Genomic DNA, 24,233 nt, shown 5'->3' on the forward strand with positions numbered 1-24,233 from the left:
GGGTCTGAATCCCGGCACCTGAATTTGCAGATGCAGAGCGACTATAGCGCATGGTTTATCCTTGCGTCAATATGCTGGTTTATGCTGCTACACCGTTCATCATGACGCCTAAGAGCCGTGGAAACAGGCTGTCGTAGAAATGTGGCTGCGTCTGGCGCGGATTAGCTGGGTCAGTCAAGTTCTTACCAAACTGCAAGCCTTTCTCTGTTAGCGACCAGAACAGTTTTTCCTTGTCGGGATGCTTACTACTGGGACGTGACTTGCGTTCAGCGAGTCCGAGCAATTGCAGACGCTTGAAACCAGACTGTGCGGTGTAGGGCTTGCCGTGCAGCATCAGTAGTTCGGTTAGGGAATGCGTGACTTCACTTGACCCAGTTACACTGCCCTCCGGGGCGTCTACGGCGTAGGCGGGCAACATATTCGGTAGTCCACAGGATGTTTGCAGTTGTTGCAGCGAACCCAGAACAGCAGACGGCGCAAGGCGGAATTCCTGCTTAGCGAAACCGAGCAGTGCCAATCCTGCCTGAAGCTGGTCTGTCAATGGTTGCTCGGGCGCAGAGGTCGCTTTATCAAACGTGCGGATGACCTTGAGATTGAAAGCGGCGCTGATCCACATGGCGTAGGCGAAAACCAGTTCTTTGGCAACATAGGTTCCCTGTTCGGGGCCACCACGGATAACCGATACCGGAATTCCGTCCTCGATCAAAAATTGAGCAATCAGTTCTTGGGTCTGTTTATTTGCAAGCCAGTACGCAGGACTGTCTTTTTTAATATCACCAGCAGCGCGGTGCAGGTCATTCAGGCAGTAACGTCCGAAAGCATCCTGACGGACGACGGTATTTTCAATGACAACTAATTTAGACATAACAATTTCTCCATAATGAAACGGATGTGGTTATCAGAGGGCTAACGGGTAAAATTTTGCAGATTGGCGGTCAGATCGCTTACACTTGGCTTAACACAGGAGGATCCCTATGGGCCAAGTTGCATTTGATACATTGCAGGCATCAGAAGAGCTTGAAACTGCTGGCATCTCTAGAGAGCAGGCCAAGGCGATTTCGCTTGTCGTACGCAAGTCTCATGAAGTGGCGGATGTTGCTACCAAGCGTGACCTTGACGACGTTCGTAAGGAAATTGACGCCCGCTTCGATAAGGTTGACGCCCGCTTCGATAAGGTTGACACCCGCTTCGAGAAGACCGACGCGCAGATAGCCGATGTCCGTAAGGACCTATCCGCAGAGATAGCCGATGTGCGTAAGGATATGGCTGCCGGTTTTGATAAACTTGGCATGCAGATGACCATCCGACTTGGGCTAATGGTGGCCGCCGCCGTCAGCATCATTGCTGCCATTCTCAAAATGTAATGCCACTACGGGTTGTTAGCTCAGTTGGTAGAGCAGTGGACTCTTAATCCATCGGTCGCATATTCGAATCCTGCACAACCTGCGTATTCGCATGCGATCGATCATCGATTCGCCTCTAAGGTCGATCACGATGCGAATATGCACATGACTAATCCTTAACCATTTCAGGCGAAAATTGCTTTATAAAACCAATTAACCCCCTTGTTTCCTCTATAACGTCCTTTCGCATATCAGGGTAAGGATAGAAGGATATTGGCAGAATGCTTTTTATTATGTATAAGCCCGGGTCTCTTGCTGGTTGGTATTTGTGAAACAAGTTGTATGTGAATTTGTTTTTCCCGGACCAGTCTAAATAGCAGCGCCATTGCATAGAGTCGGTGTAATTTTCAGGGTCAAGCGACCCGGTTAATTTGTGGTCATAAATGGTTGTGCTGTCCATGGCATCAACCACGCCAACAAATGTTATTTTTTCTCCATCAATCACCGTTTCCGTTGTCAGTTTTCGCTCTCTAATATCAGGCAGCGATAACTCATCGGTCATTTCGGTGAAATCAAATCGAAAACCACCTGACTCAACAACGGATAACTCGCCATCCGTGGCGGTTTCCATAACTTTATGAAAGGCGGATCCTGCCGCCATTGTCTCAGTGGGTGGAGTTCGTCTCAGTAGGTAATCAACCAGCTCCTGCACCTCGGAATCTGGGTTTGTTCTCCATCTGCGATACGCCTCAATATTTGTCGCCGATATGCGGATCATGCCGCCGCCTTAACGAACTTCCCTTCGTCTTTGCTAAACTGAAATCCTTTGCCGTTAGCTACTTCGTTAAGAATGCGCTTATGATCCTTCGGCGCGTTTTTAAACTGCGATAGTGCGTCTACAAAGTCCTGTTCCGTTTCTAACAATTCAAGGTCAGCGCGTAGCCGTTCAGACTCTTCACGGGCCTTTCTTGCGCCCTCTGATTGCTTGTTCAACTCACCCTTAATGCTGGCGAGTATTCCAGCGAAATAATCAGGTGATGAGCTAAAGTGAGTGATTTCCTGAACCGCTAACTGAGCCGGGTTCTTGCCAAACCCTGACGCGCTAGGGTTGAAGTCCAGTACTCTACGCCAGTTATTCCCAGACCCTTCAATCCTGATTCTCCCCATAACGTCAGCGACCTTGTAAATCTCACCCTTTGATCCGCCCTGAATATCGAGGCGTTCAACTAATTCATCACCTATTTGCTTCTCTTCCATGTGGGCGATCAAAATGATGTCTTTACCGAACGACTTAAGCAGGTTCAGCCAGCCAGAAAACCCGCCTTTAAGTGCACCGAACCCCTGTAGCGACAACTGCCCACAGTAATTCTTCATCTTTGAGTTATCACTCATTAGCTTTGCTGCCAGACAATCTAAAGCGCGACCCGCTGTATCTACTACGACGGTATTATATGGCTCAAGGTCTGTCGCTGTAATTTGTTCTATTTCATCCCATGCGCCGATCTGCACTGTGTCCTTGCGGAACTGCGAACGGTGCGCGCCTTTGTCAAAATCCAGCAGGATAGGGGTATCAGATGTAAATGCCATTGACGTTTTTCCTAATCCAGGTGGTGCGTATATGCAAGTGATGAGATTTTTTACTTCAATGGGTTGACTTGCTTTAACGATGTTAAGTGCCATTATGCTGCATCCTCCCCGCCTTTCATTCTCAGCCACAACTCCATCGCGTATTCGTATTTTGCAAGCAGCTGAATAAATCCATCCGTGAATGTCTCAACGGCTACTTGCTGGTCAGGGTCATTCGCCAGCATGTCAACCACGCTTTCGTCAACGCCAGTCATCCTGCGAATGGCAGTAAAAATGTCGTCCTGCTTTACCCGTGTATCGGCAAACGCGTAATAGGTGTTAACTACATCCAAATCGGCATCGGAGAATGTCGAGATAATTTCCTTTATCTCCCGTTGTCCTGATCCGCTTATTTTCATGGCGTCCCCTTTTGATTAACGGTTGTAATAAGCTGCTCGAATAACCGTTGAAGCCAGCTTTTGTTTTTGAAGCTCTGGCCCGTGACGATATTTGAGCGGTGATGTTCGATTGACCGAATCGGGTCAAATTGTGTTTCCGAGCGGCCAGCAATAGGCCACCCTGCAAAGGCATATTGCATGGCGTTCTCCGTTTAACTATTTGGATTGATGTATTAATGATGCCGAGGAATATCGGCGAGGGTATAAAGAGGCAGTTCAGTGTTATCTATACTCAACGTACTTCAAGATGCATCCGCACATTCAGCAGAAGCCAGGTGCAGTAAGCCTATCTTGAGGCCTTGCCGAGCATCTTGAAGTTTATTGAGTATATATTATCAGTGTGATGTATACGTCTGCTTTGCTCTGGCGGTAATGCCATACTCCGTTTTCGGTTTGCTGTACCATATGCGATGGCTAATACGCTTAACTATGTCGTACATTTCGGCGAAACGATTAATTTTCTCTCTGAACTTAGCCAGTAAGCCGAAATTAATCCGTGGCGCACGTTTGCGCTTGAAGGCTAATTCAATTCGATTAAGCGCTTTGCGTTTTTCTGGTTTCTGACCTAAAGCTTTATCGATACGTGATGTCACCAGTTCACGCCTGATGGCCTCTGCCTTGCGTCTGGCATGACGGCGAATAGCGGCATTGGTTTTGCTAACACAATTAACGGGATTAACAGATTTACGGTAAATGATAGTAGCCATATTCCCTCCAACAGATAGTTTTGGTGGTGCGGTGAGCCAGTGGTGACCCTGGTGTTGGGTATAATTTTTATTCAGCCCACCACACCCCAAAAACATCTGAGCAAAGGTTCGGCACGTTGTCGGTGCCTTCCGTAGAGCACGAGGCTCGTTTTAAAGGAGCATGTATCTGAAATCTGCCACAACCGCCGTCATGTTCTCGCCTCGGGCTGGCTACTTACGCTCAGGCAATCGGCGGGTAACTCGAGGTCTTGCCTGCCGGGGGTATTGCCGTTGCGAGTTGCTGGTCCACCGTCTGGCTGGAGGCTGTCTGGTGGGTTGATGGGAGTGAGTTTATATATCAAAACATTTTTTGTCAAAAGGTTGTTTTGTTTTTTAAACTTTTAGGCTGTGTGCTTTTGCTAGTTAAAAAATAACCCAATGATTATTGAGTTATTTTTTATTTATTAAAAGGGAAGAGTTAGACGAGATCCATTTGAGTGCGAATAGCTACACCGATGATGGTATCTAATGTATCTATTTGAATTGGCTTGTAATTATTATTTAGTGAGGTTAGGTATAAATTCGGGCCGTCAATTGTCAGTTTTTTTACTATGGTTGAATCTGTTTTTGGAAGGTACGCAGCAACAATAAGTCCGCTTGCTATTTTATATTCAGGGTCAATGAGCAAAATTGATCCCTCAGGAAGAGAAGGCCCTGAACCAGAAGTGTTCACCATTGAATCACCTTCAACTTGAATGGCGAAAGAAAAACGCGGAGCTTTCCCAGAGGTTTCCACCCACAACTTAATGTTATTTAAGTTATTACCCATTATAATATCTCTCCATTTTTCAGCTTGTTGGAGGGGTATTAATGGGATTTTCGAAGTATCAGTAATTATAACATTGTCGATTTTTCCGCCTTCAAGTAACCATTTTTCACTGACTTTCAATATTCTTGCCAAGGCAGTTACATACCTTGCTGAGGGTTCGTTTCCGCCGTTAATCCATTGACTAACAGAACCTTTGGAAGCTCTAGTTGCTTGAACTAGATCCTTGCTTTTGAGGTTTAATTCCCGCATTCGTTGATTGATGCGTTCGGAGAGTGTTGTTTTTTTCATGTTCGTATTATTAAACAAGGTTTGTTTTGTTTGTTGATCTTTTTTGTTTTGTTATTTAAACTAAAGATATAAAACATGATATATGGGAAAATTTATGTTTAAAAAACAAGTAATTGAACACTTTGGGGGTACAACGGCTACAGCCAAAGCCCTAAAGGTTTCTAAGTCTACAGTCAGTCTATGGGAAGCAATAATCCCGTGGAAATACGCGCTTCTGATTGAAAAATTGACGGAAACAAAACTTAAGTTTGAAGTCAGCTTGTATACGGAAAATGTGGACACTGCATTGGGGGAATGTAAGTCATAGCCAACTTAAAACCAGTGTACTGAATTAGACGCAGCCTAACCAGCAGCACCGCTCTTCACAACGGACACTCGTCCTACGGAAGCCACCGACAACGTGGCGAACGCAACATCCCACAGTAACAAACTGACTGTGACTGCCTCACGGCTTCGTCACGTCTGTTGATCACCAAAACACAGGTGCCGTGTTTCTACACGTGCATCCGATAACCTGTTTTTTTCAATAAGGAAAGTATCACAAATGCAACGTGCAAAAACACGCAAAAAATCTGCGGTTGAGTTCATTAGCCGTCACCTCGTTACAACAGCATATCAGGCGATTGTCAGGGTACGCCAGACCAACATCGCAAAAATGCTCGGTGTCGCCGATTCAACCGTCCTGCGCCGCTCAGAGAAGCTCACCGAGACAATGGATATCTTAGCCGCCAGTGGTGTGCAGGATTTTGTCTTCGAGGGCGAGAAGAAGATGCCGCTGGATGAATACCGCTATCTGCTTCGTTCAGCGATGGAGTTCGCGAAGTATCAACTGGAAGCGGCTGAATCTGTATCAGGCGACGAATGCCTTGCTGCATAGGAGGAGAACATGATGCAAGCACAAAAGAAAAAGCCGGTCAGTGCGCGAACACTTTTCCGGCTTAAAACTGCAATAACTCATTAATTTCAGGAGAAATTATGGCACTAAACCGCCGGAATTTCAAGCAAAAGGGCGCCTGTCGACCTCATCCTGAACCCCAAACACTGATGCCGGAGGATGCGGCGAAGAAATTCGCCGAACTCTTCCGCCTGCAACAACAACTTTACCTGGCTCAGCATGAGTCCGAGGAGAAACGCAAATGAGCACAAGCCGTTTACTTATCCACGAAAATCCGTTGCAGGTACTCCCGTCTCTGGCCTGCACCATTGGCCTGAATGAAGCGATGGTACTGCAACAAATCCATTACTGGCTGGGCAACTCTCGTCACGTTCATAACGGCCGTAAGTGGGTCTATAACAGCGTTGCTGAATGGCAAACTCAATTTCCATTTTGGAGTGAAACTACCGTTAAACGTGCGCTTACCAGCCTGGAAAAGCAAGGGCTACTGCTTACGGCGAATTATAACAAAGACCAGCGCGATCGGAGCAAATGGTACAGCATCAACTATGACGCGCTGAAATCTCTGGAGGTTAAAAATGTGGACGATGCATCAGGTCAAATTGACCCAAATGCATCAGGTCAAATTGACCAAATGCAAATGGTAAGTTTGACCCAATGTATAGATAAGGATACAGAGACTACTACAGAGATTACTACAGAGATTAAAAACAAAACCCCCTTACCCCTTACCGACAAGAAAAACAAATTTGACCCGCTAACCGAAAAACCGTCGAACGTGTCGGCAGAGGTTTGGGCCGATTGGGTGGAGCACCGGAAAGAAATTCGTCACCCACTCACCCCGACCACCTGCAAGCGCATCAGGTCGATGCTGGAGAACCATGTCAACCCCGATGCGGTGATTGGCTTGTCCATCGAGCGCGGTTGGCAGGGCTTGTTCCCCGAAAAAATCACCGAGCCAGCCAATACCACGCCCGCGTTCGATGCCTCCCGGTTGACCGAAGAGCAGCGGCGTGAACTGGCACTGTATGAACTTCTTGAGGGGCGATGAAATCATGGCTGAAACCGGTTTTGATTGCCGGTTACTGCCACGGGGTTATGCCGATATCGGCAGTGACGCTGGGCTTTAAGATTTTTCGATTGGAGGCAGTATGACTATCCAGGAATTATCCGGCCTGTTGTGGCAGCGGGTGGAGCAGGTGGTGGCTCACTTACTCCCCAACGGTCGGCGCGTCAATGGGGAATGGGTTGTCGGTGATTTGGACGGCAACAAGGGGCAATCGCTCAAGGTCAATCTCACCGGCAAGCAGGTCTGGTGTGAGTTCAACGGCGGACAGGGTGGCGACTTGCTGGACTTGTGGGTAGCGGTGTGCGGTATCCAACTCCATCAGGCCATGCAGGAGGCCAAAGTGTTTCTGGGTGTCAAGGACGAGAGCAATGAGTTCCTGCCGAAACAGCCAAAAATCTTCAAGAAGCCTGAGCGCAAGGGCGTCAAAGGCTCCCGCGACTGTTTCGCGTATTTGGCCTCAAGGGGGATCTCCCACGAGACGGCACAAGCGTTCAAAGTGACCGACGCGGTGATATTCAACCACGAGACCAAGCAGGAAGTCCCTGCCATCGCCTTCCCCTACCTGCGCGACGGTGAGTTGAAACAAATCAAGCGGTTGGGGATTGAGCGTCATGACGGTAAAAAAATCATCATGGCGGAGTCTGATTGTGAACCCTGTCTGTTTGGCTGGCAGGCCATCAACCCCAAAGAGCGCAATCTGGTGGTGATTTGTGAAGGCGAAATTGACGCGATGAGCCTCCACCAGTACGGCCTCCCGGCACTGTCGGTTCCCTTCGGTGGAGGGACGGGGGCCAAGCAGCAGTGGATTGAGCATGAGTACGAAAATCTATCACGTTTCGGAGAGATATTCCTGTGCATGGACATGGACGCCGCCGGGCAATCCGCCGCCAAGGAAATTGCTACCCGGCTGGGTATTCATCGTTGCAGCTTCGTGAAGTTACCCCACAAGGACGCTAACGAATGCCTGGTCAATAATATTTCCGTGGAGCAGTTTCAACGCCTCTTCATGAACGCTGAGACGTTCGACCCCACAGAACTCAAACGGGCGGGCGAATTCCGTCAGGAAGTCCATGCGGCTTTTTTTTCACCCGCTCCCGGTCTGTTCACCAGTCCGTGGCCCACGCTGGAGCAGAATTTCAGATTCAGGACGCACGAACTGACCTTGGTCAACGGCGTTAACGGTCACGGCAAATCGCAGTTTGTGGGGCATCTGTCGCTTGAGGCGACGTACCAGGGGGTGTCTGCCTGCATCGCCTCGATGGAGCTACGGCCTGCTATCCTGCTGAAACGGATGATTCGACAAGCCGTATCTACGGGGGATACCTCACCGGAGGATGTAGACCGGATGATGGACCTGCTCGATGCGCGGATGTGGTTGTTCAACGTGACGGGTAAAGCCAAGGGAGAACGGATTTTGTCCGTGTTCAAATATGCGCACAAGCGCTATGGCGTCAAGCTGTTTGTCGTGGACTCGCTGATGATGTGCGGACTTAATGAGGACGACTACAACGGCCAGAAGGCGTTTATGGAAGCGCTATGCGAGTTCAAGCTGACTTATCCGGTGCATGTGCTGTTGGTCACTCATCCTCGAAAAGGGGAGAACGAAGAAAAACCGGTCGGCAAAATGGATGTCAAGGGAAGCGGCGCTATCACGGATTTGACCGATAACCTGCTCACCGTCTGGCGCAACAAGGCGCGTGAAGCCGTGGTAGAGAAAGCGAGGAAGTTTGGCAACGAGGTTTTATCGGAAAAAGAGCAAAAGCTACTGGAAGCGCCTGGAACGCTGTTATTGCTCGACAAGCAGCGTAACGGCGAGGGCTGGATGGGAAAAATTCCCTTGGTGTTCAACCTGCTGAGTAATCAGTTTCTGGCCGACAGAAAGAGCATTCCGTTTAACTACGCACGGGGGGAGTCACAAAGCACGGTGATATCTGAAATGCGCCGTATGGCGGTTTAACGAAAACAGCGAGGGAAATAGGCATGACAGCATATCTGACCGAAGAAAATTTACCAACAGTTATTTCAGAAAATAATATCACCATTTCACCGGAATTGACTATCAAAGTCATTGTGTTAAGTAACGGTCAGCGCGTTATTCCTGAAAATGACATGCGTCGGGCTTGCGAGTTTCTAGGTATCGACATTCGAGTTTTGGAGAAATCGCAACGAGCGCATATCTAACAGAATTCATCATGGGACTGCTGGCAATGGCAGCCCTTTTTGTTTGGATGGGTAAATTCAGAGGTGGGTGATGGATAAAACACGCTTCCTGCTGCGTGATGAACGAATACGAAAAAACCTGAAAGCGTTTATTGAACTGTTCAAAAATGAACCTGACAAGGAGTAATTATTGGAGCTATCGAAAGATGGCGTCCGCATCCACAAATCAAACTTTCAGGCCATAGGCCAACAGTTACAACCTCTTCTCGAATCCGGAGAATGTTACCGCCTCACAATCAAACCGTGGCGCGACAAGCGAAGCCTTTCCCAGAACAGCCTATCCCACATGTGGTACGCAGAAATCAGCGCCTATCTCATTAAGCGCGGCAAGCCTTTTGCGTCTCCAGAATGGGTTAAGGATGCCATGAAGCACACGTATCTGGGCTATGAAGATATCGAGAGGGTTGATGTGGTGACGGGCGCAAAAACAACGGTGAGCAGTTTACGGCATACGTCCGACCTCGATACGGGCGACATGCATTTCTACCTAACGCAGGTAGAGGGCTGGGCGCGTGAAATGGGGTGCAACCTGACGATACCTAACGACTGCGAATATCAAAAACTCAAACAGGTGCAGAATGAATGACGATTAAATCCAATACCGCGCCAGAGCACAAGGATTGTTGGCGCACATCGCCGGAAATATTCCACGCGCTGGATGCGGAGTTCAGCTTCTACCTCGATGCTGCCGCTGACCACGACAATACCCTGTGCCGTCTGTATCTGACGCCAGAGGATGATGCCCTTGCCTGTGACTGGAGCAGCAGAGGAGCCATATTCTGCAATCCCCCGTACAGCAATATCCGCCCTTGGGTTGATAAAGCTGCTGAGCAGAGCCGCAAGCAGAATAAAACGGTCGTTATGCTGCTGCCTGCTGATACGTCGACGGGATGGTTCGCACAGGCACAGAAAACGGTTGATGAGGTGCGGTTCATCACCGAAGGCCGATTGTCGTTTATCTGCGCTGAAACGGGCAAAAAAGGCAAGGCGGGTAACAGCAAGGGCAGCGTGTTGTTCATCTGGCGACCGTGGCGCACAACCCCAAAAGGGATGACTACGGTAAGCAAACACGCGCTGATTAACCGGATGTGGAGGTAGCTATGGCACTAAAACGCGATAAGCATGACGCGGTATTTTCCGAACTTGTGCGCGAGAGGACCAACTGGCAGTGTGATTATTGCGGTAACTATTTTCATCACGACCACGGTCATCTCCATTGCTCCCACTTCAAGTCCCGCCGTCACAAGGCGACCCGCTACCATCCCTTCAACGCCTTCGCACACTGCGTGGGTTGCCACCGTAAATTGGGCGAAGACCCGTATGAGTTCACGATGCACGCCAACATCACTTATGGGGAGATGGTCATTGACCGCGTGGCGCATCTGGCGGCAGTGCCGGTGCGGTTGAAGCCGTGGCAAATGGATGGGATTTATCAGCACATGAAAGCTGAACTCAAGCGTCTCCGGGAATTACGCGCCGGCGGAAATATCTGGCGCATCGAGTTCACGCTACCACCCTGGTATCAGGAGGGCATTACTTATCGGATGGGGAAGGCGGCATGAGACAGCGTGTGCGACTGACGGCGGAAGATATTCCGCTTATCCGGGCACTGCTGGCCTCCGGTATGCCGGTGGCTGAGGTGGCGAGGAAATTCGAGACCAGCAAGCAGCATATCTACAATATCAGGAATGGCAAAAACTGGGGGGCGGTGAAATGAGAGATATTCGATACCTGTTGACGGCATGGGGAAACTGGAGTGGCTCACGTATTGGCACCGAGTACAAGGCAGCATGGCCCCTCGTCACGGCCAGCAGCGATATCCGGCCCATGCTGTCTGATGCCGACGGGGAGATAGTTGACCGGGCGGTAGGGCGGCTCAAGCACTTCGATCCGCTGGGCTACGATATCGTGGTGGCGTACTACAAAGGCAAAGTGTCGTGCAGGGCGATAGGGCGTGAAATTAATCGGGACTACAAAAGTATTGCGGTTTTTCTTGCGAGAGCTGAAGCCTACATTGCGGGTAGGGTAGCTGAACTTTTGGAGGCGGCTTGACAACTTACGCAGCTATCGGGATACTGGCCGTACTGAACTAAATGCGGCTCACCGCACCCGATAGCTATGCGGCTTTTTTATGCCTGCGATCCGGCATAACTACATCCAGACAAAGTCGGGTGGAGAGGCGTAATACAATACCCGCAAGGGAAATATGCCCGGAGTTTCATTTAGACTCAGTTGACACCCGGCACCAGCCACTAACTGGTGCTAAGAAAACTAAACTAAATGGAGGCCAGTCATGGCTAATCAGATTACTGTTGAAACATTGGCACCAATCACCTTCAAAGATGTTCTGGTCGTGACGTCAGATCTTCTTGCTCAGCTTTATGACACTGATCCTATTCGCATCAGACAGAATCATCATGAGAACAAAACCAGATTCATCGAAGGTAAGCATTACTTCAAACTTGAAGGCGATGAACTACGCGATTTTAAGAGCAAAGTAGCTTTAAACTACTTTGTGAAAATAGCCCGGAATGCTCGACATCTAACGCTCTGGACAGAACGCGGAGCCGCAAGACACGCCAAGATGCTCGAGACAGATAAGGCATGGGAAGTATTCGAGAAGTTGGAAGACTGTTACTTCAATGCTGCACGTGCTAACAATCCGCTACGTTACCAGCCAGAAGCGCGAGAGCCACTAACCGCCGACGATACATCTCATCTTGCGCGGCTTATCTGGGGCATATCTAACGGCTTCCGATTCGAGCGCTCATGGAGCAATGCCATCTGGCACGCACTACGCTATGCGGCGGGCGTCTCTTCCCCACAGCATTTTGGCGTCAGCCATATTCCGATACTCGCGGAAGAGTGCCAGCGTATTTACAGTTTCACTAATGCGCTGAAAGAAGTCATGTACGATGCTGAAAAGCAAGCTGTCCGACGAGTTCTCAAGAATCGTGAGGATGCTGACGCCGTAGTATCTGAAATGAAACAGCTGCTTGATGAAACCAATCAGTCGCACAATCTGTTGCTGACGAATACCTTAGCACGATGGCAACAGGCGGATATCCAGCAGTTTCTACAACGCCATTGACGGCATGAGGCTAAATAACTGATCAAACGATCAGTTAAATGCTTGACTGTGGCCACGTGGCCACACATAATACTCCTATAGTGCGGCAAAAGCGCGCAGGACATGAAGCCTCAACTCCCTCTGGTGGTTGGGGCTTTTGTCTATTGACAACAACTAATTGTTAAATAAAATCAGTCGGGTCGCATATCTGAATTTGTTGGTTTGTCCATATCAGTTTGGCTCAGCTGTGCGATAAGGCCCCGGTTAATTCCGGGGCTTTTCCTTTCTAAAAGTTTCAGCGTTGACTATTTAGTGTTGCATTTTGATTTTGGACAAAAGCGCGACAGAAATTCACAAAGCGCTGTTGTTTTATCATTGGAGCCTGATGAGTGAAGTAATGCGCTGAATTCTGATTCCAGCTGTTCAAATCTCTTCAGGTAATCGGTAGGGCTTAGCTCCTCGGACAGTCTGCGAAGATATTCAAACGCAAGTTGGCGGGCTGTTGGTTTATTGTTCATTGCGGTGTCCTTCTCGTTATGACTCGGCAGTTTGGTGCAGCACTCCACAGTAACACGACTTAATCATAATTCTTGTTTAATAAATATCCTAAGGCTGAGCCATTGCTCGGTCTTTTTTATTCCCTTCAATCACACAGCGCCATCCGAAAAATCGGCGGTGAGGCTATGACACGAATGAGCACGCTCTACAGCAGGCTTTCATACGGAAGCGGAACGGGGCTAATGGGCCTTGGCGCGTCTGCCCGAGCCTACGCCCAGGCAACTAAAGAAAGCGTATGGCTGCTGGCGGACAAAATGGCCGCGTTAAGCCTTGGCGACTGGGCTATTATTGTCGGTATGGTCTGCACAATAGGCACCTTTGCTATCAACTGGTACTACCGCAGGAAGGAATACCAGTTGAGGGAAAAAGGCGGTGCGTGATGAGCAATCGTAAAACTGCCACGGGTGTAATTTGCTCCGTGGGTGTGATCATCGGCATTGTGATGAATAACGGACAGGTGCGAACTAACAAAGCAGGCCTGGAGCTTATCGGGAATGCCGAATCATGCCGCCGTGACCCCTACGTATGCCCAGCCGGTATTTTAACTGATGGCATTGGCAATACGCATGGCGTTGTTGATGGCACCCGTAAGACGAACGAGCAGATTACCGCCGACTGGCAAAAAAACATCCTGGAGGCTGAAAGTTGCGTTGACAAATACGCCGCTGGTAAGAAATTGCCAGATAACGCATTCAGCGCAGCGGTAAGCATTGCTTTTAATGCTGGCTGTCCAAAGATTCAGGCTTCAACCATGTTCCAGTTATTCCGTGCCGGAAAAATTCAGGCAGCGTGTGAGCAGTTCCCGCGCTGGGTATATAGCGGCGGTAAAGTTCTTCCTGGCCTCGTTGCTCGGCGCGAGAAGGAGCGTGAACTATGTCTATCAGGGCTACAGTGATCGCCGTTCTCGTTGCCCTCATTACCGCATTGTCATTCGGCGTCTACCACTACCACGACAAGTACAGTGATGAGCAAGGCGAAACAAAAAGGCTGGAGCAAGAAACAGCAGGTCAAGCATCGGTAATTGCTAGACAGGCTTTCGAGTTTAACCGCTTCAACCAGATATCCCAGCAAGCCAGTCAGTACGCCATCAACATTAAGGCTCAATCCGATGAAAAACAGAGTGTTTACCGCACCATCATCAAGCGTGATCCTGCTGGCCGTCAGTGCGTACCTGATGATGTTGCTAGCCGGTTGCTCGACCACACGTACCGTTTACGCTCCAGCGCCATGCACACCGCTACCGGCAAGTCTGACGCAGGCCGTGTTAGCGCCATTACCACCGCCTGCCGATTGACATACGCGCAGGCCGTTTATTGGATTGATCCGCTGCTGACAGCGATTGACCGGGCTAATAGGCAACTGGCAGGTATCAGGGAAATCGAAGGATCCCGGAAGAATTTACCTGACAAGTCGCTGTGCAACTCTGTGAAGAAGTGGCAAGGCTACGAAACCAAACAATGAGCCTCGTATCTCGCGGGGCTTTTTTTCGCCTGCGCATCCTCGTGCGCACAAAACCAAGCGTCTTTCGGGATATGAGCCTGAGACAGAGTGGCGGTTTCATCGCTAACCCCTCTTGGGCCACTCATGTCTACGAGGCAGGCTCTATCACCAAAAGGAAATAAGCGATGCAATTAGTGGAAATAAAGAAACTTGATCTCGTAGCGAATACTATGGCGATTGCTGAAGGTGTTAAGAAAGATCATGACACCATCATCAAGCTTGTTGACCGTAATAAAGACGATCTGGAAGAGTTCGGGCCACTCGGATTTGAAATCCGTATGGTTGAAAGAAGTCAAGGTGGTGGCAAGCCTCTTCGTGTTGCATTTCTCAACGAGCAGCAAACTACACTCTTAATTACCTATATGCGCAACAATGAGGTTGTGCGTGCTTTTAAAAAGCGTCTGGTTGCTGAATTCTTTCGTATGCGCAAGGCATTAGCGGGCAAAAAGATAGATCGCAATACAGCCCGGCTTGAGTACCGCCCAATGACTGACGCTATCAAGCATGAGCGTGAGGCTCAGGGGAAAACTATCGCGCCGCACCACTTCAGCAACGAGGCCGATTTAATAAACCGCATTGCACTGGGTATGACATCCGCAAAATTTCGAGTCCACCATGAAATAGGTAAGAAAGAATCGATCCGCGACTACCTGACCCCTGAGCAGATCCATTGCATTACCGAATTACAGCGCGCCAACACAGTATTCATTGGCATGGGCTGGGACGTTGAACAACGCAAGGCCACGCTGATGGGAATATTCAACAAAAACCATCGCCGGCCATTGATTGAAGAACAACACCGACTGGCGGCTTAGTATGACAAAAAGCGAAAGAGAAACGTTGAGGCTCGGTTAATCCGGGCCTTTTTGTGTCCGCAATATTCCCGCGCACCAATAGCGCATCTAAAAACACCGAAAACCTGGCGTTGACGTCGTGTCAGAACAGGTTTTCTGTACAAATATACAGCATCAATATAAGGAGCGTTATCTGATGGCTGACGAAGAAGAAAAAACCACGAGAAAAAAACGCAGTCCCGGTGGCTATGATAGCCATAATCTCGGGGGCCATACCACGCATCATGGTGACGGTACCGCCACCACAACCGATAATCGTGGCTCAATAAGCCACTATTCCGGCAGTGATCGCCGCTCTAGCAGTCATACTCACCGTGGCGGTGGCAATGGTGGCGAGCGTGGAGACCGACATCGACATCAAGGCCCGAATAACGCCGAGATAGCGGCTCAACGGGCGCGTTATCAGCAGGCTCACGCCTTGTTGAGTCAGGTAAAGACACTTTCCCTGTCCGGGGCGATGATAACGCCTGAGGCACTGGCCCACCCTGTCCCGGTTTTCTCGGTCGCCGGCGTGGGCAGCATTGCCCTCACCGACATCTCTACCGCGGCTTTGCTGGCCGGATTGCGCACGGCTATCAGTGCATTAGCCAGCGCAGGCGCGGAAATCGCCGCAGCGACACCAATGGGATTTTTGGTCGCTTCAGCTTTTTATTCGCCAAAGGTCGGTATCGGCAGTGACAAGGTGCCGGGCAGAACCCCTGAAAATTTCTTTTCACTGGCGCTCCCCGCTCAGGTGATGAATTTACCGGATAAAACAGCCCTGGCGCAGGCTGCAAATACCGCAGGTACCGTCAATATGCCGGTACGCGGTGTATTAACCGCTGAAAAAGCGATTGACATCAAGGTGGTCAGACATCCTACCGTACAGCCTGTCAAGGTGGTGAAAGCAAAATACGATGTCAGTACCGGACTGTATGTCCATGACGTTGTCGAGGTACCGGGCGGAAAACTGGTGACAACACCACCGGTAATGGCCGATATTCCCTCATTGGGACCGTTGATAACGCCAATCGCTGATGTGCCCGTCACCGTGCATACCGGCGGCGAAAGCCATCCCCCTGCGGTGCCCATCACCCCCTTTCCTGACGCCTTTGATTCAGTCAACCGGGATATTATACTGGTCTATCCCGACGATGCGGGGATGGAGCCGGTCTATGTGATGTTCAACAAGCCCCGAAAAGGCGCAAAACCCGCCGGGCACGATTATCATCAGCCCCCTAAAACGCAGGATATAACCGGATTTTCGGGTCTTATTAAGAAAAAAGGCAATACCCCAAAACAGGGTGGCTCAGGAAAAAGGGATCGTTGGATTGATGCCAAGGGCCGTACTATTTACGAATGGGATTACCAACACGGCGAGCTGGAAGGTTATCGAGCCAGTGACGGTGAGCATCTTGGCAGCTTTGATCCTAAAACCGGTCAGCAAAGTAAACCGGCTGTGCCGGGGCGCAACATTAAAAAATATCTGTGAGGTAGGATATGGGTCTTAAACTAAGATTAGAATCTTTTGATAAATCAACAGAAAATTTAATTAATGAAGAATATTCGCGTGACTTACGTGATGATGGCTCTGTGATTGAACAGTTAGGCTTGCCGATTGAAGACAATGTCAATAATGGCGTATTTGATGTTAAACCCCAGTGGGTCACTGTCCTTCAGCCCTATTTTAAGCATCCGATTCAATATGATAAATATGATTATCAGGTTGCTTTTCATTATGCCGATGAGTGGCCAGAAGACATGCGTACCTTACGCTGGAATTTGTGTGAGCAATCCTCTGCCCGTCAGCAGGACGGAAACTGGCACTATACCTTAACCCCAGAGATTAGCGGGGAAATCCTGCGCGCCAGTTATCAATATCATGGAAACCGCTTACCCAATGCCATGATGCGGGTGCATCTGCTGGGCGGCACCTTCGACTGTGATTTGGGTCATGTGGGAACCACCCTATCCTTTACCCCCCAAAACAGACAGTTAACCCAAGGTCAGGCGTTTGAGGTGGTGCATCCGGTTACCCCCACCCGGCACCGGCATAAATCCCTGAAATTTATCGGGCCTATGCCATTGATTATAGAACTGGCGGTGCGTATTGAGGGCTAAATAATCACCAAAGTCACTGTTACTAAAAGAAAAACCCGCCAAAAAAACAACAGGCGGGTTTCCGTGGTGTGTGGCGAAAAAGAGAAAAGGTAAAACGAATAAAGAGCGAATAGCTTTTGTTGTATCTGTCCATTAGCGCCTGGCATCTGCCGGGCTTTTCTTTATGAGGTCTCTCATGCCAGCGCTAATACCTCGTGCCTGCCGTAAGCGTGGTTGCCCAGGCACAACAACTGATCGCTCAGGCTACTGCGAGAAGCATAGGCATGAAGGTTGGCAGCAACACCAACAAGGCAAGAGCAGGCATGAGCGTGGTTATGGTCGCCCGTGGGATATCATTCGTGCTCGCATCCTGAAGCGTGACAATCATCTGTGTCAAGAATGCCTACGCAATGGCCGTGCAGTAGAGGCTAAGACGGTTGACCATATCAACGCTAAGGCGCATGGGGGTACCGATGATGATTCTAATTTGGAGTCGATCTGTTACTCCTGCCATAAAGCCAAGACTGCACACGAACGCCTGAAACGATTTTAATAACGAGGTGAATATGACTGAATCAAATAATGATTCAGGGCTTTCGCACGCCCATAGTATTTGCGAAGTTGAAAACTGCGGCGTGCCTGTCCGTTCACGCAACAGCAGGTACTGTGAGAAACATTACATGCGCGTTCGTCGTCATGGTTCAACCGAAAAACAAAGCACCAGAAAGGAGGGTAAGCTAGAGCACTCAGGTGGTTATCTACTGGTCTATGCACCCAATCACCCCCTAGCCTGTGGTACTAGCCGAGTCTATGAACATCGCTTGGTTTATTACGATAAGCATGGCGCTGGCCCTTTCCGCTGTCACTGGTGCTGTAAGTCTGTGAACTGGGATACCCTTCACATCGATCATCTTGATAACTGTAAGACCAACAATGAGCTGACAAACCTGGTTGCCAGTTGCCCCGTGTGTAATCAGAAACGCGGTAGAGCAAAGATGAGACAGACGATGAGGAAGAAATCACACCGACGCTATAACGTGCACGGAAAGACCATGTGTCTAAATGAATGGGCTGATTATCTCGGCATATCACCTAACTCCATTGAGTACCGTCTCAATGCTGGATGGGATATCAACAAAGCATTCAGTCCACGCATTGGCAACAGCGGTCCCCCAAGCCGCAAATTGGCAAAAATAGTACATGAAGCGATCAAATGATAGCGATTCTCATCAGCGGGAGGGGGAGGGTAAATCTCTACAGCCCTGTCGCTCCAGTACCGCCGCCTAGCCTTTCTTCACATCGCCGCAGGTTAGAAACTTTTTTTTGGGGTTCCCCATACGATGATTAATAGGAGTTTTCGATTATGTCTGGACCACCGAAAACCCCGACCCATCTACGTTTGGTGAGGGGTAACCCATCAAAACGCCCGATCAACAAAAATGAGCCGCAACCGACAAAAGGGGTCCCCCCAACGCCGAAGCATTTTACCAAGCAAGGTAAGTACTGGTTTAAGCGATTGGGCGATCAATTAGCAGGGATCGGCGTACTCACAGCGCTTGATGGAAAGGCGCTTGAAATGTTGGTCGACGCCTACGTTGACTATCGACTTATTAAAGAAACGCTGGAGCGCGAGGGCGCGACAAAAGAAATCACCACCACTACTGGTGATGTCAGGGTTAAGCCGAGCGATTTTTTTGGTGAGAGCCGAGAAGCCAGAAAAGAAGTCCGAGGTTGGCTTCAGGAATTTGGCATGACGCCATCCAGCCGATCAAAAGTAAATGTGGGTGATCCGGGCGAGAGTGATCCTCTTGCTGAATTTCTTAACGCGAGGGATTAATGGCAAACGTTGCTGATGGTATTCGCTACGCTGAACGTGTCGTGGCGGGGGATATTATTGCCTGCGAGTACGTGCGCCTGGCATGCCAGCGTTTTCTTGATGACTTAAAGCATGGCGAAGCCCGTAACATTTATTTCAGCGAGCCACGCGCACAACACATCCTCAATTTTTATAAGTTCGTACCACACGTTAAGGGCAATCTGGCTGGACAGCCCATCGAATTGATGGACTGGCATGTGTTTATTCTGATCAATATCTTCGGCTTTGTTATACCGCTGATGGATGAGCAGACCGGGGAGGTCGTGTTACGCAACGATGGCAGCGGACGCCCGGTGATGGTACGCCGCTTCCGCACTGCCTATAACGAGGTGGCGCGCAAAAACGCCAAATCAACGCTGTCCTCCGGTATTGGCCTGTATATGACTGGCGCTGACAGCGAAGGGGGTGCCGAGGTCTATTCAGCGGCCACCACGCGCGATCAGGCCCGCATTGTGTTTGAAGATGCGAAAAACATGGTCAAAAAGGCCAAGGCGACGCTCGGCAGGTTGTTTGAATTCAACAAACTTGCCATTTACCAGGAACAAACAGCGTCAAAGTTTGAGCCGCTCTCATCGGATGCCAACAACCTCGACGGACTCAATATTCATTGTGGCATTGTCGATGAGTTGCACGCGCACAAAACCCGCGACGTGTGGGACGTTCTGGAGACGGCAACCGGCGCTCGCCTGCAATCATTACTGTTTGGCATCACCACGGCGGGGTTCAATAAAGAAGGTATCTGTTACGAACTGCGTGATTACGCCATCAAGGTGTTGCACGGCTATAACAGCGCGGTCGAGGGTGCAGTAAAGGACGATACGTTTTTTGCCATTATCTACACCCTGGATAAAGACGACGATCCCTTTGATGAGACCGTCTGGCAGAAAGCCAATCCCGGACTTGGCATCTGCAAGCGCTGGGATGACCTGCGGCGGCTGGCTAAAAAAGCCAAAGAGCAGGTTTCAGCCCGCGTTAACTTTTTCACCAAGCACATGAATATCTGGGTGACCGCTGAGTCTGCCTGGATGGACATGATTAAGTGGGAGAAGTGTGAATACCTTGCCCCACAACACGAACTGAAGACCTACCCGATGTGGGTGGGGGTCGATCTGGCGCATAAAATCGATATTTGTGCCGCCGTCAAACTCTGGCGGGCAAACAATGGCCATGTGCATGCTGATTTTAAGTTCTGGTTACCCGAAGGGCGGTTGGAGCGATGCTCTGCACAAATGGCGCAGATGTATCGCAAGTGGGCAGATCTCAGCAAGTTAGCGCTGACTGACGGCGACGTTATTGACCATGCACAAATCAAAGCCGACCTTCTGGAATGGATTAATGGAGAAAACCTGAGAGAGACAGGTTTTGACCCGTGGAGCGCCCTGCAATTCAGCATTGCGATGCGTGATGATGGTGTAGCGATGGTGGAAGTCCCTCAAACGGTCAAAAATTTCTCTGAAGCGATGAAAGAGGTTGAAGCGCTGGTTTACGGTGAACGTTTTCACCACAGCAATCACCCGGTCATGAACTGGATGATGTCGAACGTGACCGTTAAGCCGGATAAACATGACAACATTTTCCCCAACAAATCGACACCCGAAGCCAAAATTGACGGTCCCGCCGCATTGTTTACTGCGATGAGTCGGCTACTGGTCAATGGTGGTAATGAAATCGACTTCCTTTCAACGCTCGATCCTGATGAAGACCTGTTGATGCTATGAAATCACTGATTACTGATGTTATCGGGCTAGCCGGTTTCGGTTCGCTCACCGCTGGCGTGTATTTGCAATTTGGGGTGTCCGTGGCATTGATGCTGACTGGTGTCCTGTTGCTTATTTTTGCGCTGCTGGCTGCAAGGGGGAGAAATGCTGCTTGATGCCTTGTTTCGCAACGAACCGCTGGAGAGTCCTGCGACACCGATCACCGGTGATGCAGCAGAAACAGACAATATTTTTGGCCGTGACGTTTTTGTGAGTCCCGAAACGGCCATGAAACTGGCTGCGGTTTATGCCTGTATCTACGTCATCTCATCAAACATTGCGCAGATGCCCCTGCATGTGATGCGCAAATCAAATAACAAGGTGGAGCCAGCGCGAGATCATCCTGTTTTTCACCTGGTACATGATGAGCCGAACGACTGGCAGACCAGCTACAAATGGCGCGAGCTGAAACAGCGCCATATCCTCGGTTGGGGAAATGGCTATACCCACATAAAGCGCAATCGCAGGGGCGAAGTTATCCAGCTTGAAGCGTGCATGCCGTGGGAAACCACGCTGCTGAATACTGGCGGGCGCTACACCTACGGTGTTTATAACGACGAAGGTTCATTTGCTATTAGTCCGGAAGATATGGTGCATATTCGGGCGCTGGGCAACGATCAGAAGATGGGCGTCAGCCCTGTACTACAGCATGCTGAAACCATCGGCATGGGCATGAGTGGGCAGAAATATACCGAAAATTTCTTCAGTGGAAATGCCCGCCCTGCCGGGATCGTGTCGGTTAAAGGGCCACTGAATAAAGACAGCTGGGGGTGGCTGAAAGACCAGTGGCAGAAGGCCACTGCCATGCTGCGCAGCCAGGAAAATAAAACTATGCTGCTGCCTGCTGACCTTGACTATAAAGCGCTGACCATTTCTCCGGTCGATGCCCAGATCATCGACATGCTGAAGCTCAATCGCTCGATGATCGCCGGGATATATAACGTACCCGCACACATGATTAACGATCTGGAAAAGGCGACATTTTCCAACATCACCCAGCAAGCCATCCAGTTTGTGCGTTACACCATGCTGCCCTGGGTGACGAACTGGGAGCAGGAGCTAAACAGACGTTTGTTTACGCGTTCCGAGAGAGCTGCCGGATATTACACCCGTTTTAACCTCACTGGCCTGCTTCGCGGTACTCCGCAAGAGCGTGCGCAGTTCTATCACTTTGCTATCACTGATGGCTGGATGAGTCGTAACGAAGCCCGCGCCTTTGAAGACATGAACCCTGTGGATGGGCTGGACGAAATGCTGGTGAACGTTAATGCAGCCAACCCTGCCAGCGATTTTAAAACCACGAAAAATGATGATGGGGATAACACCAATGAATGATCGTGAATTGCGTTGCTATAGCGGCGAAGTTCGCACCGAACAGACGGGGGACGGACCAGCATACATTATCGGTTACGGCTCTGTTTTCAATTCCCGATCCGAACCGCTATGGGGTTTTCGGGAAATCATCAAGCCGGGGGCGTTTGACGATGTGCTGAACGACGATGTGCGAGCGCTGTTCAACCACGATGCCAATTTTATTCTTGGTCGCTCAACAGCAGGAACACTGTTTGTGGCTGTTGATGATAAAGGGTTGCGCTATGACATTACCGCGCCCGATACGCAGACGATCCGCGATCTGGTTTTGTCACCCATGGCTCGCGGCGATATCAGCCAGTCCTCCTTTGCTTTCCGTGTCGCTCGTGACGGGGAGCACTGGTACGAAGACGAAGAGGGGATTGTTCTTCGTGAAATCACCAAGGTTTCCCGACTATTCGATGTCAGCCCGGTGACGTACCCGGCGTATCAAGAGGCCGATTCCGCGCTGCGTTCTATGGCGGCATGGCAGGAGGCGCGTGATAGCGGCGCAATACAGAAAGCTATCAATGAAAAAATGGCGCGTGAGCGTCTCCTTAATTTGATAAATGCGTGAGGAAAGACATGAAATATCATGAACTGAAGCAAAAACGTAACACCATCGCCACCGATATGCGCGCCCTGCATGACAAAATCGGTGAAAACACATGGACTGATGAGCAGCGTACTGAGTGGAATAAAGCCAAGTCTGAACTGGACGGTCTGGATGCGCAGATTGCTCGTGAAGACGAGTTGCGCCGTCAAGATCAGTTGTATGTTAATGACAACGAGCAGGAACAGCGCCAGCAAAATAATGGCGATCCGGCTGCGCAAGCTCAAGAAAAACGCGTTGCTGCGTTCGATCGCTTCCTGCGTAATGGTTTTGCCGAATTAACCAGTGAAGAACGCCAGGCATTGAAAGAATTGCGCGCTCAGGGCACTACGCCAGATGCAAAGGGTGGCTACACCGTCCCAACGCAGATGCTGAATAAGATTGTCGATTCAATGAAGGCTTACGGCGGCATTGCCAGCGTAGCGCAGATTCTCAACACATCTAATGGTCAGGACATCACCTGGTCAACGTCTGACGGCACTTCTGAAGAAGGCGAATTGCTGGGTGAAAATACCGAGGCATCGGAAGAAGATGTGAGCTTTGGTACAGCGATCTTGGGTGCAAAAAAACTGTCATCCAAAATCATTCGCGTCTCTAATGAATTACTGCAAGATAGCGGTGTTGATATTGAAGCCTATTTAGCTGGGCGCATCGGGCAGCGCATTGGGCGCGGTGAGGCCAAATATCTGGTACAAGGGACGGGCGCTGGTGCTCCGGTTCAACCGAAAGGACTTGTAACGTCCGTGACGGGGACGGTTAATACCGCTGCCGCTGCTGCATTTACATGGAAAGAGATGAATAGCCTCAAGCACGCCATTGACCCCGCGTATCGAGGTGGACCTAAATACCGCTGGGCGTTCAACGATTCAACACTCCAAATCATCGAAGAGATGGTTGATGATCAGAAGCGCCCGCTATGGCTTCCTGATATCGTCGGCGGTTCTCCCGCTACGATTCTGAACATTCCATACGTTATCGATCAGGCTATCGGCAGCATTGCAGCGGGTAAAAAGTTCGCATTCCTGGGAGATTTTAACCGCTTCATCATCCGCCGAATCACGTACATGACGCTTAAGCGCCTGGTTGAACGCTACGCTGAGTACGACCAGACTGCATTCCTCGCGTTCCATCGCTTTGACTGCGTACTGGAAGATGTCGCGGCTATTAAGGCGCTGGTGGGCAAGCCCGCATAAGGCACAATCACTGTACTGACAACGTTTAC

The 24,233-nt window shown here is 49.9% G+C and carries 34 protein-coding genes, 1 tRNA gene and 1 pseudogene; 28 read left to right on the plus strand and 8 right to left on the minus strand.

Translation table 11 applies throughout. The features are described from left to right. Nucleotides 1-79: 79 nt before the first annotated feature. Nucleotides 80-865: a KilA-N domain-containing protein gene (locus ACQGXV_RS22305; RefSeq protein ID WP_440863171.1), complete on the minus strand. Its 786-nt coding sequence runs from the start codon at nucleotides 863-865 to the stop codon at nucleotides 80-82. A 109-nt stretch (nucleotides 866-974) separates the two neighbouring features. On the opposite strand from ACQGXV_RS22305, the gene ACQGXV_RS22310 reads away from it, so the two are divergent. Together ACQGXV_RS22310 and ACQGXV_RS22315 are read left to right on the plus strand one after the other, a co-directional pair. Further along, nucleotides 975-1,364: a DUF1640 domain-containing protein gene (locus ACQGXV_RS22310; RefSeq protein WP_440863172.1), complete on the plus strand. Its 390-nt coding sequence runs from the start codon at nucleotides 975-977 to the stop codon at nucleotides 1,362-1,364. 9 nt (nucleotides 1,365-1,373) lie between these two features. Further along, a tRNA-Lys gene (locus tag ACQGXV_RS22315) sits at nucleotides 1,374-1,446 on the plus strand. 66 nt (nucleotides 1,447-1,512) lie between these two features. On the opposite strand, the gene ACQGXV_RS22320 is transcribed toward ACQGXV_RS22315, so the two are convergent. The 6 genes from ACQGXV_RS22320 to ACQGXV_RS22345 all read right to left on the minus strand — a co-directional run bounded on the left by ACQGXV_RS22320 (nucleotide 1,513) and on the right by ACQGXV_RS22345 (nucleotide 5,188). After that, entirely contained in the window at nucleotides 1,513-2,121 is a 609-nt protein-coding gene (locus ACQGXV_RS22320) for a hypothetical protein (protein WP_440863173.1), read from the minus strand. After that, on the minus strand, nucleotides 2,118-3,023 hold the full coding sequence (locus ACQGXV_RS22325) for an ATP-binding protein (RefSeq protein WP_440863174.1): 906 nt from the start codon (nucleotides 3,021-3,023) through the stop codon (nucleotides 2,118-2,120). Before ACQGXV_RS22325 ends, ACQGXV_RS22320 begins: the two co-directional genes overlap by 4 nt. Then, nucleotides 3,023-3,328: a hypothetical protein gene (locus tag ACQGXV_RS22330; RefSeq protein WP_440863175.1), complete on the minus strand. Its 306-nt coding sequence runs from the start codon at nucleotides 3,326-3,328 to the stop codon at nucleotides 3,023-3,025. The genes ACQGXV_RS22325 and ACQGXV_RS22330 overlap by 1 nt, the downstream gene beginning before the upstream one ends. Further along, complete coding sequence (locus tag ACQGXV_RS22335) at nucleotides 3,325-3,507, minus strand: hypothetical protein (protein ID WP_440863176.1); 183 nt, start codon at nucleotides 3,505-3,507, stop codon at nucleotides 3,325-3,327. Before ACQGXV_RS22335 ends, ACQGXV_RS22330 begins: the two co-directional genes overlap by 4 nt. Before the next feature lie 195 nt (nucleotides 3,508-3,702). Beyond that, nucleotides 3,703-4,074 carry an antitermination protein gene (locus ACQGXV_RS22340; protein ID WP_440863177.1) on the minus strand — a complete coding sequence of 124 codons (372 nt, stop codon included), beginning with the start codon at nucleotides 4,072-4,074 and terminating at the stop codon, nucleotides 3,703-3,705. Nucleotides 4,075-4,531: 457 nt separating this feature from the next. Next, nucleotides 4,532-5,188: a S24 family peptidase gene (locus ACQGXV_RS22345; RefSeq protein WP_440863178.1), complete on the minus strand. Its 657-nt coding sequence runs from the start codon at nucleotides 5,186-5,188 to the stop codon at nucleotides 4,532-4,534. 64 nt (nucleotides 5,189-5,252) lie between these two features. Here ACQGXV_RS22345 and ACQGXV_RS22350 point away from each other — a divergent pair, with 64 nt between their 5' ends. From ACQGXV_RS22350 to ACQGXV_RS22405, 12 genes are all read left to right on the plus strand, one after another. Then, complete coding sequence (locus ACQGXV_RS22350; protein ID WP_440863179.1) at nucleotides 5,253-5,477, plus strand: Cro/CI family transcriptional regulator; 225 nt, start codon at nucleotides 5,253-5,255, stop codon at nucleotides 5,475-5,477. 237 nt (nucleotides 5,478-5,714) lie between these two features. After that, the gene (locus ACQGXV_RS22355; RefSeq protein WP_440863180.1) at nucleotides 5,715-6,047 is read left to right on the plus strand and encodes a hypothetical protein; all 333 of its coding nucleotides are present in this window, start codon (nucleotides 5,715-5,717) and stop codon (nucleotides 6,045-6,047) included. Nucleotides 6,048-6,145: 98 nt separating this feature from the next. Continuing rightward, the gene (locus ACQGXV_RS22360; RefSeq protein WP_440863043.1) at nucleotides 6,146-6,310 is read left to right on the plus strand and encodes a hypothetical protein; all 165 of its coding nucleotides are present in this window, start codon (nucleotides 6,146-6,148) and stop codon (nucleotides 6,308-6,310) included. Then, nucleotides 6,307-7,116, plus strand: a complete 810-nt coding sequence (locus tag ACQGXV_RS22365) for a hypothetical protein (protein ID WP_440863067.1) — start codon at nucleotides 6,307-6,309, stop codon at nucleotides 7,114-7,116. Before ACQGXV_RS22360 ends, ACQGXV_RS22365 begins: the two co-directional genes overlap by 4 nt. A 100-nt stretch (nucleotides 7,117-7,216) precedes the next feature. After that, on the plus strand, nucleotides 7,217-9,091 hold the full coding sequence (locus tag ACQGXV_RS22370; RefSeq protein ID WP_440863068.1) for a toprim domain-containing protein: 1,875 nt from the start codon (nucleotides 7,217-7,219) through the stop codon (nucleotides 9,089-9,091). A 23-nt stretch (nucleotides 9,092-9,114) separates the two neighbouring features. After that, entirely contained in the window at nucleotides 9,115-9,315 is a 201-nt protein-coding gene (locus tag ACQGXV_RS22375) for a hypothetical protein (RefSeq protein ID WP_440863181.1), read from the plus strand. Nucleotides 9,316-9,484: 169 nt separating this feature from the next. Continuing rightward, a complete protein-coding gene (locus ACQGXV_RS22380) occupies nucleotides 9,485-9,940 on the plus strand; it encodes a YbcN family protein (protein ID WP_440863182.1) in 456 nt (151 codons plus the stop codon). Beyond that, nucleotides 9,937-10,452 carry a phage N-6-adenine-methyltransferase gene (locus tag ACQGXV_RS22385; RefSeq protein ID WP_440863183.1) on the plus strand — a complete coding sequence of 172 codons (516 nt, stop codon included), beginning with the start codon at nucleotides 9,937-9,939 and terminating at the stop codon, nucleotides 10,450-10,452. Before ACQGXV_RS22380 ends, ACQGXV_RS22385 begins: the two co-directional genes overlap by 4 nt. Before the next feature lie 2 nt (nucleotides 10,453-10,454). Further along, a complete protein-coding gene (locus ACQGXV_RS22390; protein WP_440863184.1) occupies nucleotides 10,455-10,916 on the plus strand; it encodes a hypothetical protein in 462 nt (153 codons plus the stop codon). Next, nucleotides 10,913-11,071, plus strand: a complete 159-nt coding sequence (locus ACQGXV_RS22395; protein WP_440863185.1) for a helix-turn-helix domain-containing protein — start codon at nucleotides 10,913-10,915, stop codon at nucleotides 11,069-11,071. Before ACQGXV_RS22390 ends, ACQGXV_RS22395 begins: the two co-directional genes overlap by 4 nt. After that, entirely contained in the window at nucleotides 11,068-11,406 is a 339-nt protein-coding gene (locus tag ACQGXV_RS22400; protein ID WP_440863186.1) for an antiterminator Q family protein, read from the plus strand. The genes ACQGXV_RS22395 and ACQGXV_RS22400 overlap by 4 nt, the downstream gene beginning before the upstream one ends. Nucleotides 11,407-11,647: 241 nt before the next feature. After that, complete coding sequence (locus tag ACQGXV_RS22405) at nucleotides 11,648-12,445, plus strand: ORF6N domain-containing protein (protein WP_440863187.1); 798 nt, start codon at nucleotides 11,648-11,650, stop codon at nucleotides 12,443-12,445. 284 nt (nucleotides 12,446-12,729) lie between these two features. Here ACQGXV_RS22405 and ACQGXV_RS22410 read toward each other — a convergent pair whose 3' ends face one another. Beyond that, a complete protein-coding gene (locus ACQGXV_RS22410; protein ID WP_440863188.1) occupies nucleotides 12,730-12,942 on the minus strand; it encodes a YdiH family protein in 213 nt (70 codons plus the stop codon). Between the two features lie 165 nt (nucleotides 12,943-13,107). On the opposite strand from ACQGXV_RS22410, the gene ACQGXV_RS22415 reads away from it, so the two are divergent. From ACQGXV_RS22415 to ACQGXV_RS22480, 14 genes and pseudogenes are all read left to right on the plus strand, one after another. Next, complete coding sequence (locus tag ACQGXV_RS22415; protein WP_440867554.1) at nucleotides 13,108-13,362, plus strand: HP1 family phage holin; 255 nt, start codon at nucleotides 13,108-13,110, stop codon at nucleotides 13,360-13,362. Beyond that, nucleotides 13,362-13,877, plus strand: coding sequence for a lysozyme (locus ACQGXV_RS22420; RefSeq protein ID WP_440867555.1), 516 nt, complete (start codon nucleotides 13,362-13,364; stop codon nucleotides 13,875-13,877). Before ACQGXV_RS22415 ends, ACQGXV_RS22420 begins: the two co-directional genes overlap by 1 nt. Then, nucleotides 13,856-14,443, plus strand: coding sequence for a hypothetical protein (locus ACQGXV_RS22425; protein WP_440863189.1), 588 nt, complete (start codon nucleotides 13,856-13,858; stop codon nucleotides 14,441-14,443). Before ACQGXV_RS22420 ends, ACQGXV_RS22425 begins: the two co-directional genes overlap by 22 nt. 164 nt (nucleotides 14,444-14,607) lie before the next feature. Next, a complete protein-coding gene (locus ACQGXV_RS22430; protein WP_440863190.1) occupies nucleotides 14,608-15,297 on the plus strand; it encodes a Rha family transcriptional regulator in 690 nt (229 codons plus the stop codon). Between the two features lie 175 nt (nucleotides 15,298-15,472). After that, nucleotides 15,473-16,807, plus strand: a complete 1,335-nt coding sequence (locus ACQGXV_RS22435) for a colicin E3/pyocin S6 family cytotoxin (RefSeq protein WP_440863191.1) — start codon at nucleotides 15,473-15,475, stop codon at nucleotides 16,805-16,807. An 8-nt stretch (nucleotides 16,808-16,815) separates the two neighbouring features. Then, a pseudogene (locus ACQGXV_RS22440) lies at nucleotides 16,816-17,061 on the plus strand (colicin E3-like toxin immunity protein); the annotation flags it as partial. A gap of 550 nt (nucleotides 17,062-17,611) precedes the next feature. After that, complete coding sequence (locus tag ACQGXV_RS22445) at nucleotides 17,612-17,968, plus strand: HNH endonuclease (RefSeq protein ID WP_440863192.1); 357 nt, start codon at nucleotides 17,612-17,614, stop codon at nucleotides 17,966-17,968. A gap of 13 nt (nucleotides 17,969-17,981) precedes the next feature. Beyond that, on the plus strand, nucleotides 17,982-18,632 hold the full coding sequence (locus tag ACQGXV_RS22450; protein WP_440863193.1) for an HNH endonuclease: 651 nt from the start codon (nucleotides 17,982-17,984) through the stop codon (nucleotides 18,630-18,632). A 146-nt stretch (nucleotides 18,633-18,778) separates the two neighbouring features. Further along, nucleotides 18,779-19,252 carry a phage terminase small subunit P27 family gene (locus ACQGXV_RS22455; RefSeq protein ID WP_440863194.1) on the plus strand — a complete coding sequence of 158 codons (474 nt, stop codon included), beginning with the start codon at nucleotides 18,779-18,781 and terminating at the stop codon, nucleotides 19,250-19,252. Next, nucleotides 19,252-21,009 (plus strand): terminase large subunit, encoded by a 1,758-nt coding sequence (locus ACQGXV_RS22460; protein ID WP_440863195.1) that lies wholly within the window; start codon nucleotides 19,252-19,254, stop codon nucleotides 21,007-21,009. The genes ACQGXV_RS22455 and ACQGXV_RS22460 overlap by 1 nt, the downstream gene beginning before the upstream one ends. Continuing rightward, entirely contained in the window at nucleotides 21,006-21,164 is a 159-nt protein-coding gene (locus ACQGXV_RS22465) for a hypothetical protein (protein WP_440863196.1), read from the plus strand. The genes ACQGXV_RS22460 and ACQGXV_RS22465 overlap by 4 nt, the downstream gene beginning before the upstream one ends. Beyond that, nucleotides 21,154-22,383, plus strand: a complete 1,230-nt coding sequence (locus ACQGXV_RS22470; RefSeq protein WP_440863197.1) for a phage portal protein — start codon at nucleotides 21,154-21,156, stop codon at nucleotides 22,381-22,383. The genes ACQGXV_RS22465 and ACQGXV_RS22470 overlap by 11 nt, the downstream gene beginning before the upstream one ends. After that, nucleotides 22,376-22,975: an HK97 family phage prohead protease gene (locus tag ACQGXV_RS22475; RefSeq protein ID WP_440867358.1), complete on the plus strand. Its 600-nt coding sequence runs from the start codon at nucleotides 22,376-22,378 to the stop codon at nucleotides 22,973-22,975. Before ACQGXV_RS22470 ends, ACQGXV_RS22475 begins: the two co-directional genes overlap by 8 nt. Nucleotides 22,976-22,983: 8 nt before the next feature. Further along, the gene (locus tag ACQGXV_RS22480) at nucleotides 22,984-24,204 is read left to right on the plus strand and encodes a phage major capsid protein (protein WP_440863198.1); all 1,221 of its coding nucleotides are present in this window, start codon (nucleotides 22,984-22,986) and stop codon (nucleotides 24,202-24,204) included. The last annotated feature ends 29 nt before the right edge of the window (nucleotides 24,205-24,233 follow it).

Origin of the sequence: Symbiopectobacterium purcellii (assembly GCF_052050035.1) — a bacterium.
Lineage (GTDB): Bacteria > Pseudomonadota > Gammaproteobacteria > Enterobacterales > Enterobacteriaceae > Symbiopectobacterium > Symbiopectobacterium purcellii_A.

Coding starts and splice junctions, on each gene's coding strand:
- ACQGXV_RS22330 (WP_440863175.1), bottom strand. CDS start 3,328: ATGAAAATAAGCGGATCAGGACAACGGGAGATAAAGGAAATTATCTCG.
- ACQGXV_RS22305 (WP_440863171.1), bottom strand. CDS start 865: ATGTCTAAATTAGTTGTCATTGAAAATACCGTCGTCCGTCAGGATGCT.
- ACQGXV_RS22335 (WP_440863176.1), bottom strand. CDS start 3,507: ATGCAATATGCCTTTGCAGGGTGGCCTATTGCTGGCCGCTCGGAAACA.
- ACQGXV_RS22370 (WP_440863068.1), top strand. CDS start 7,217: ATGACTATCCAGGAATTATCCGGCCTGTTGTGGCAGCGGGTGGAGCAG.
- ACQGXV_RS22350 (WP_440863179.1), top strand. CDS start 5,253: ATGGGAAAATTTATGTTTAAAAAACAAGTAATTGAACACTTTGGGGGT.
- ACQGXV_RS22465 (WP_440863196.1), top strand. CDS start 21,006: ATGAAATCACTGATTACTGATGTTATCGGGCTAGCCGGTTTCGGTTCG.
- ACQGXV_RS22435 (WP_440863191.1), top strand. CDS start 15,473: ATGGCTGACGAAGAAGAAAAAACCACGAGAAAAAAACGCAGTCCCGGT.
- ACQGXV_RS22410 (WP_440863188.1), bottom strand. CDS start 12,942: ATGAACAATAAACCAACAGCCCGCCAACTTGCGTTTGAATATCTTCGC.
- ACQGXV_RS22480 (WP_440863198.1), top strand. CDS start 22,984: ATGAAATATCATGAACTGAAGCAAAAACGTAACACCATCGCCACCGAT.
- ACQGXV_RS22470 (WP_440863197.1), top strand. CDS start 21,154: ATGCTGCTTGATGCCTTGTTTCGCAACGAACCGCTGGAGAGTCCTGCG.
- ACQGXV_RS22365 (WP_440863067.1), top strand. CDS start 6,307: ATGAGCACAAGCCGTTTACTTATCCACGAAAATCCGTTGCAGGTACTC.
- ACQGXV_RS22445 (WP_440863192.1), top strand. CDS start 17,612: ATGCCAGCGCTAATACCTCGTGCCTGCCGTAAGCGTGGTTGCCCAGGC.
- ACQGXV_RS22355 (WP_440863180.1), top strand. CDS start 5,715: ATGCAACGTGCAAAAACACGCAAAAAATCTGCGGTTGAGTTCATTAGC.
- ACQGXV_RS22310 (WP_440863172.1), top strand. CDS start 975: ATGGGCCAAGTTGCATTTGATACATTGCAGGCATCAGAAGAGCTTGAA.
- ACQGXV_RS22395 (WP_440863185.1), top strand. CDS start 10,913: ATGAGACAGCGTGTGCGACTGACGGCGGAAGATATTCCGCTTATCCGG.
- ACQGXV_RS22455 (WP_440863194.1), top strand. CDS start 18,779: ATGTCTGGACCACCGAAAACCCCGACCCATCTACGTTTGGTGAGGGGT.
- ACQGXV_RS22385 (WP_440863183.1), top strand. CDS start 9,937: ATGACGATTAAATCCAATACCGCGCCAGAGCACAAGGATTGTTGGCGC.
- ACQGXV_RS22425 (WP_440863189.1), top strand. CDS start 13,856: ATGTCTATCAGGGCTACAGTGATCGCCGTTCTCGTTGCCCTCATTACC.
- ACQGXV_RS22375 (WP_440863181.1), top strand. CDS start 9,115: ATGACAGCATATCTGACCGAAGAAAATTTACCAACAGTTATTTCAGAA.
- ACQGXV_RS22450 (WP_440863193.1), top strand. CDS start 17,982: ATGACTGAATCAAATAATGATTCAGGGCTTTCGCACGCCCATAGTATT.
- ACQGXV_RS22400 (WP_440863186.1), top strand. CDS start 11,068: ATGAGAGATATTCGATACCTGTTGACGGCATGGGGAAACTGGAGTGGC.
- ACQGXV_RS22420 (WP_440867555.1), top strand. CDS start 13,362: ATGAGCAATCGTAAAACTGCCACGGGTGTAATTTGCTCCGTGGGTGTG.
- ACQGXV_RS22475 (WP_440867358.1), top strand. CDS start 22,376: ATGAATGATCGTGAATTGCGTTGCTATAGCGGCGAAGTTCGCACCGAA.
- ACQGXV_RS22390 (WP_440863184.1), top strand. CDS start 10,455: ATGGCACTAAAACGCGATAAGCATGACGCGGTATTTTCCGAACTTGTG.
- ACQGXV_RS22360 (WP_440863043.1), top strand. CDS start 6,146: ATGGCACTAAACCGCCGGAATTTCAAGCAAAAGGGCGCCTGTCGACCT.
- ACQGXV_RS22340 (WP_440863177.1), bottom strand. CDS start 4,074: ATGGCTACTATCATTTACCGTAAATCTGTTAATCCCGTTAATTGTGTT.
- ACQGXV_RS22405 (WP_440863187.1), top strand. CDS start 11,648: ATGGCTAATCAGATTACTGTTGAAACATTGGCACCAATCACCTTCAAA.
- ACQGXV_RS22430 (WP_440863190.1), top strand. CDS start 14,608: ATGCAATTAGTGGAAATAAAGAAACTTGATCTCGTAGCGAATACTATG.
- ACQGXV_RS22415 (WP_440867554.1), top strand. CDS start 13,108: ATGACACGAATGAGCACGCTCTACAGCAGGCTTTCATACGGAAGCGGA.
- ACQGXV_RS22325 (WP_440863174.1), bottom strand. CDS start 3,023: ATGGCACTTAACATCGTTAAAGCAAGTCAACCCATTGAAGTAAAAAAT.
- ACQGXV_RS22460 (WP_440863195.1), top strand. CDS start 19,252: ATGGCAAACGTTGCTGATGGTATTCGCTACGCTGAACGTGTCGTGGCG.
- ACQGXV_RS22320 (WP_440863173.1), bottom strand. CDS start 2,121: ATGATCCGCATATCGGCGACAAATATTGAGGCGTATCGCAGATGGAGA.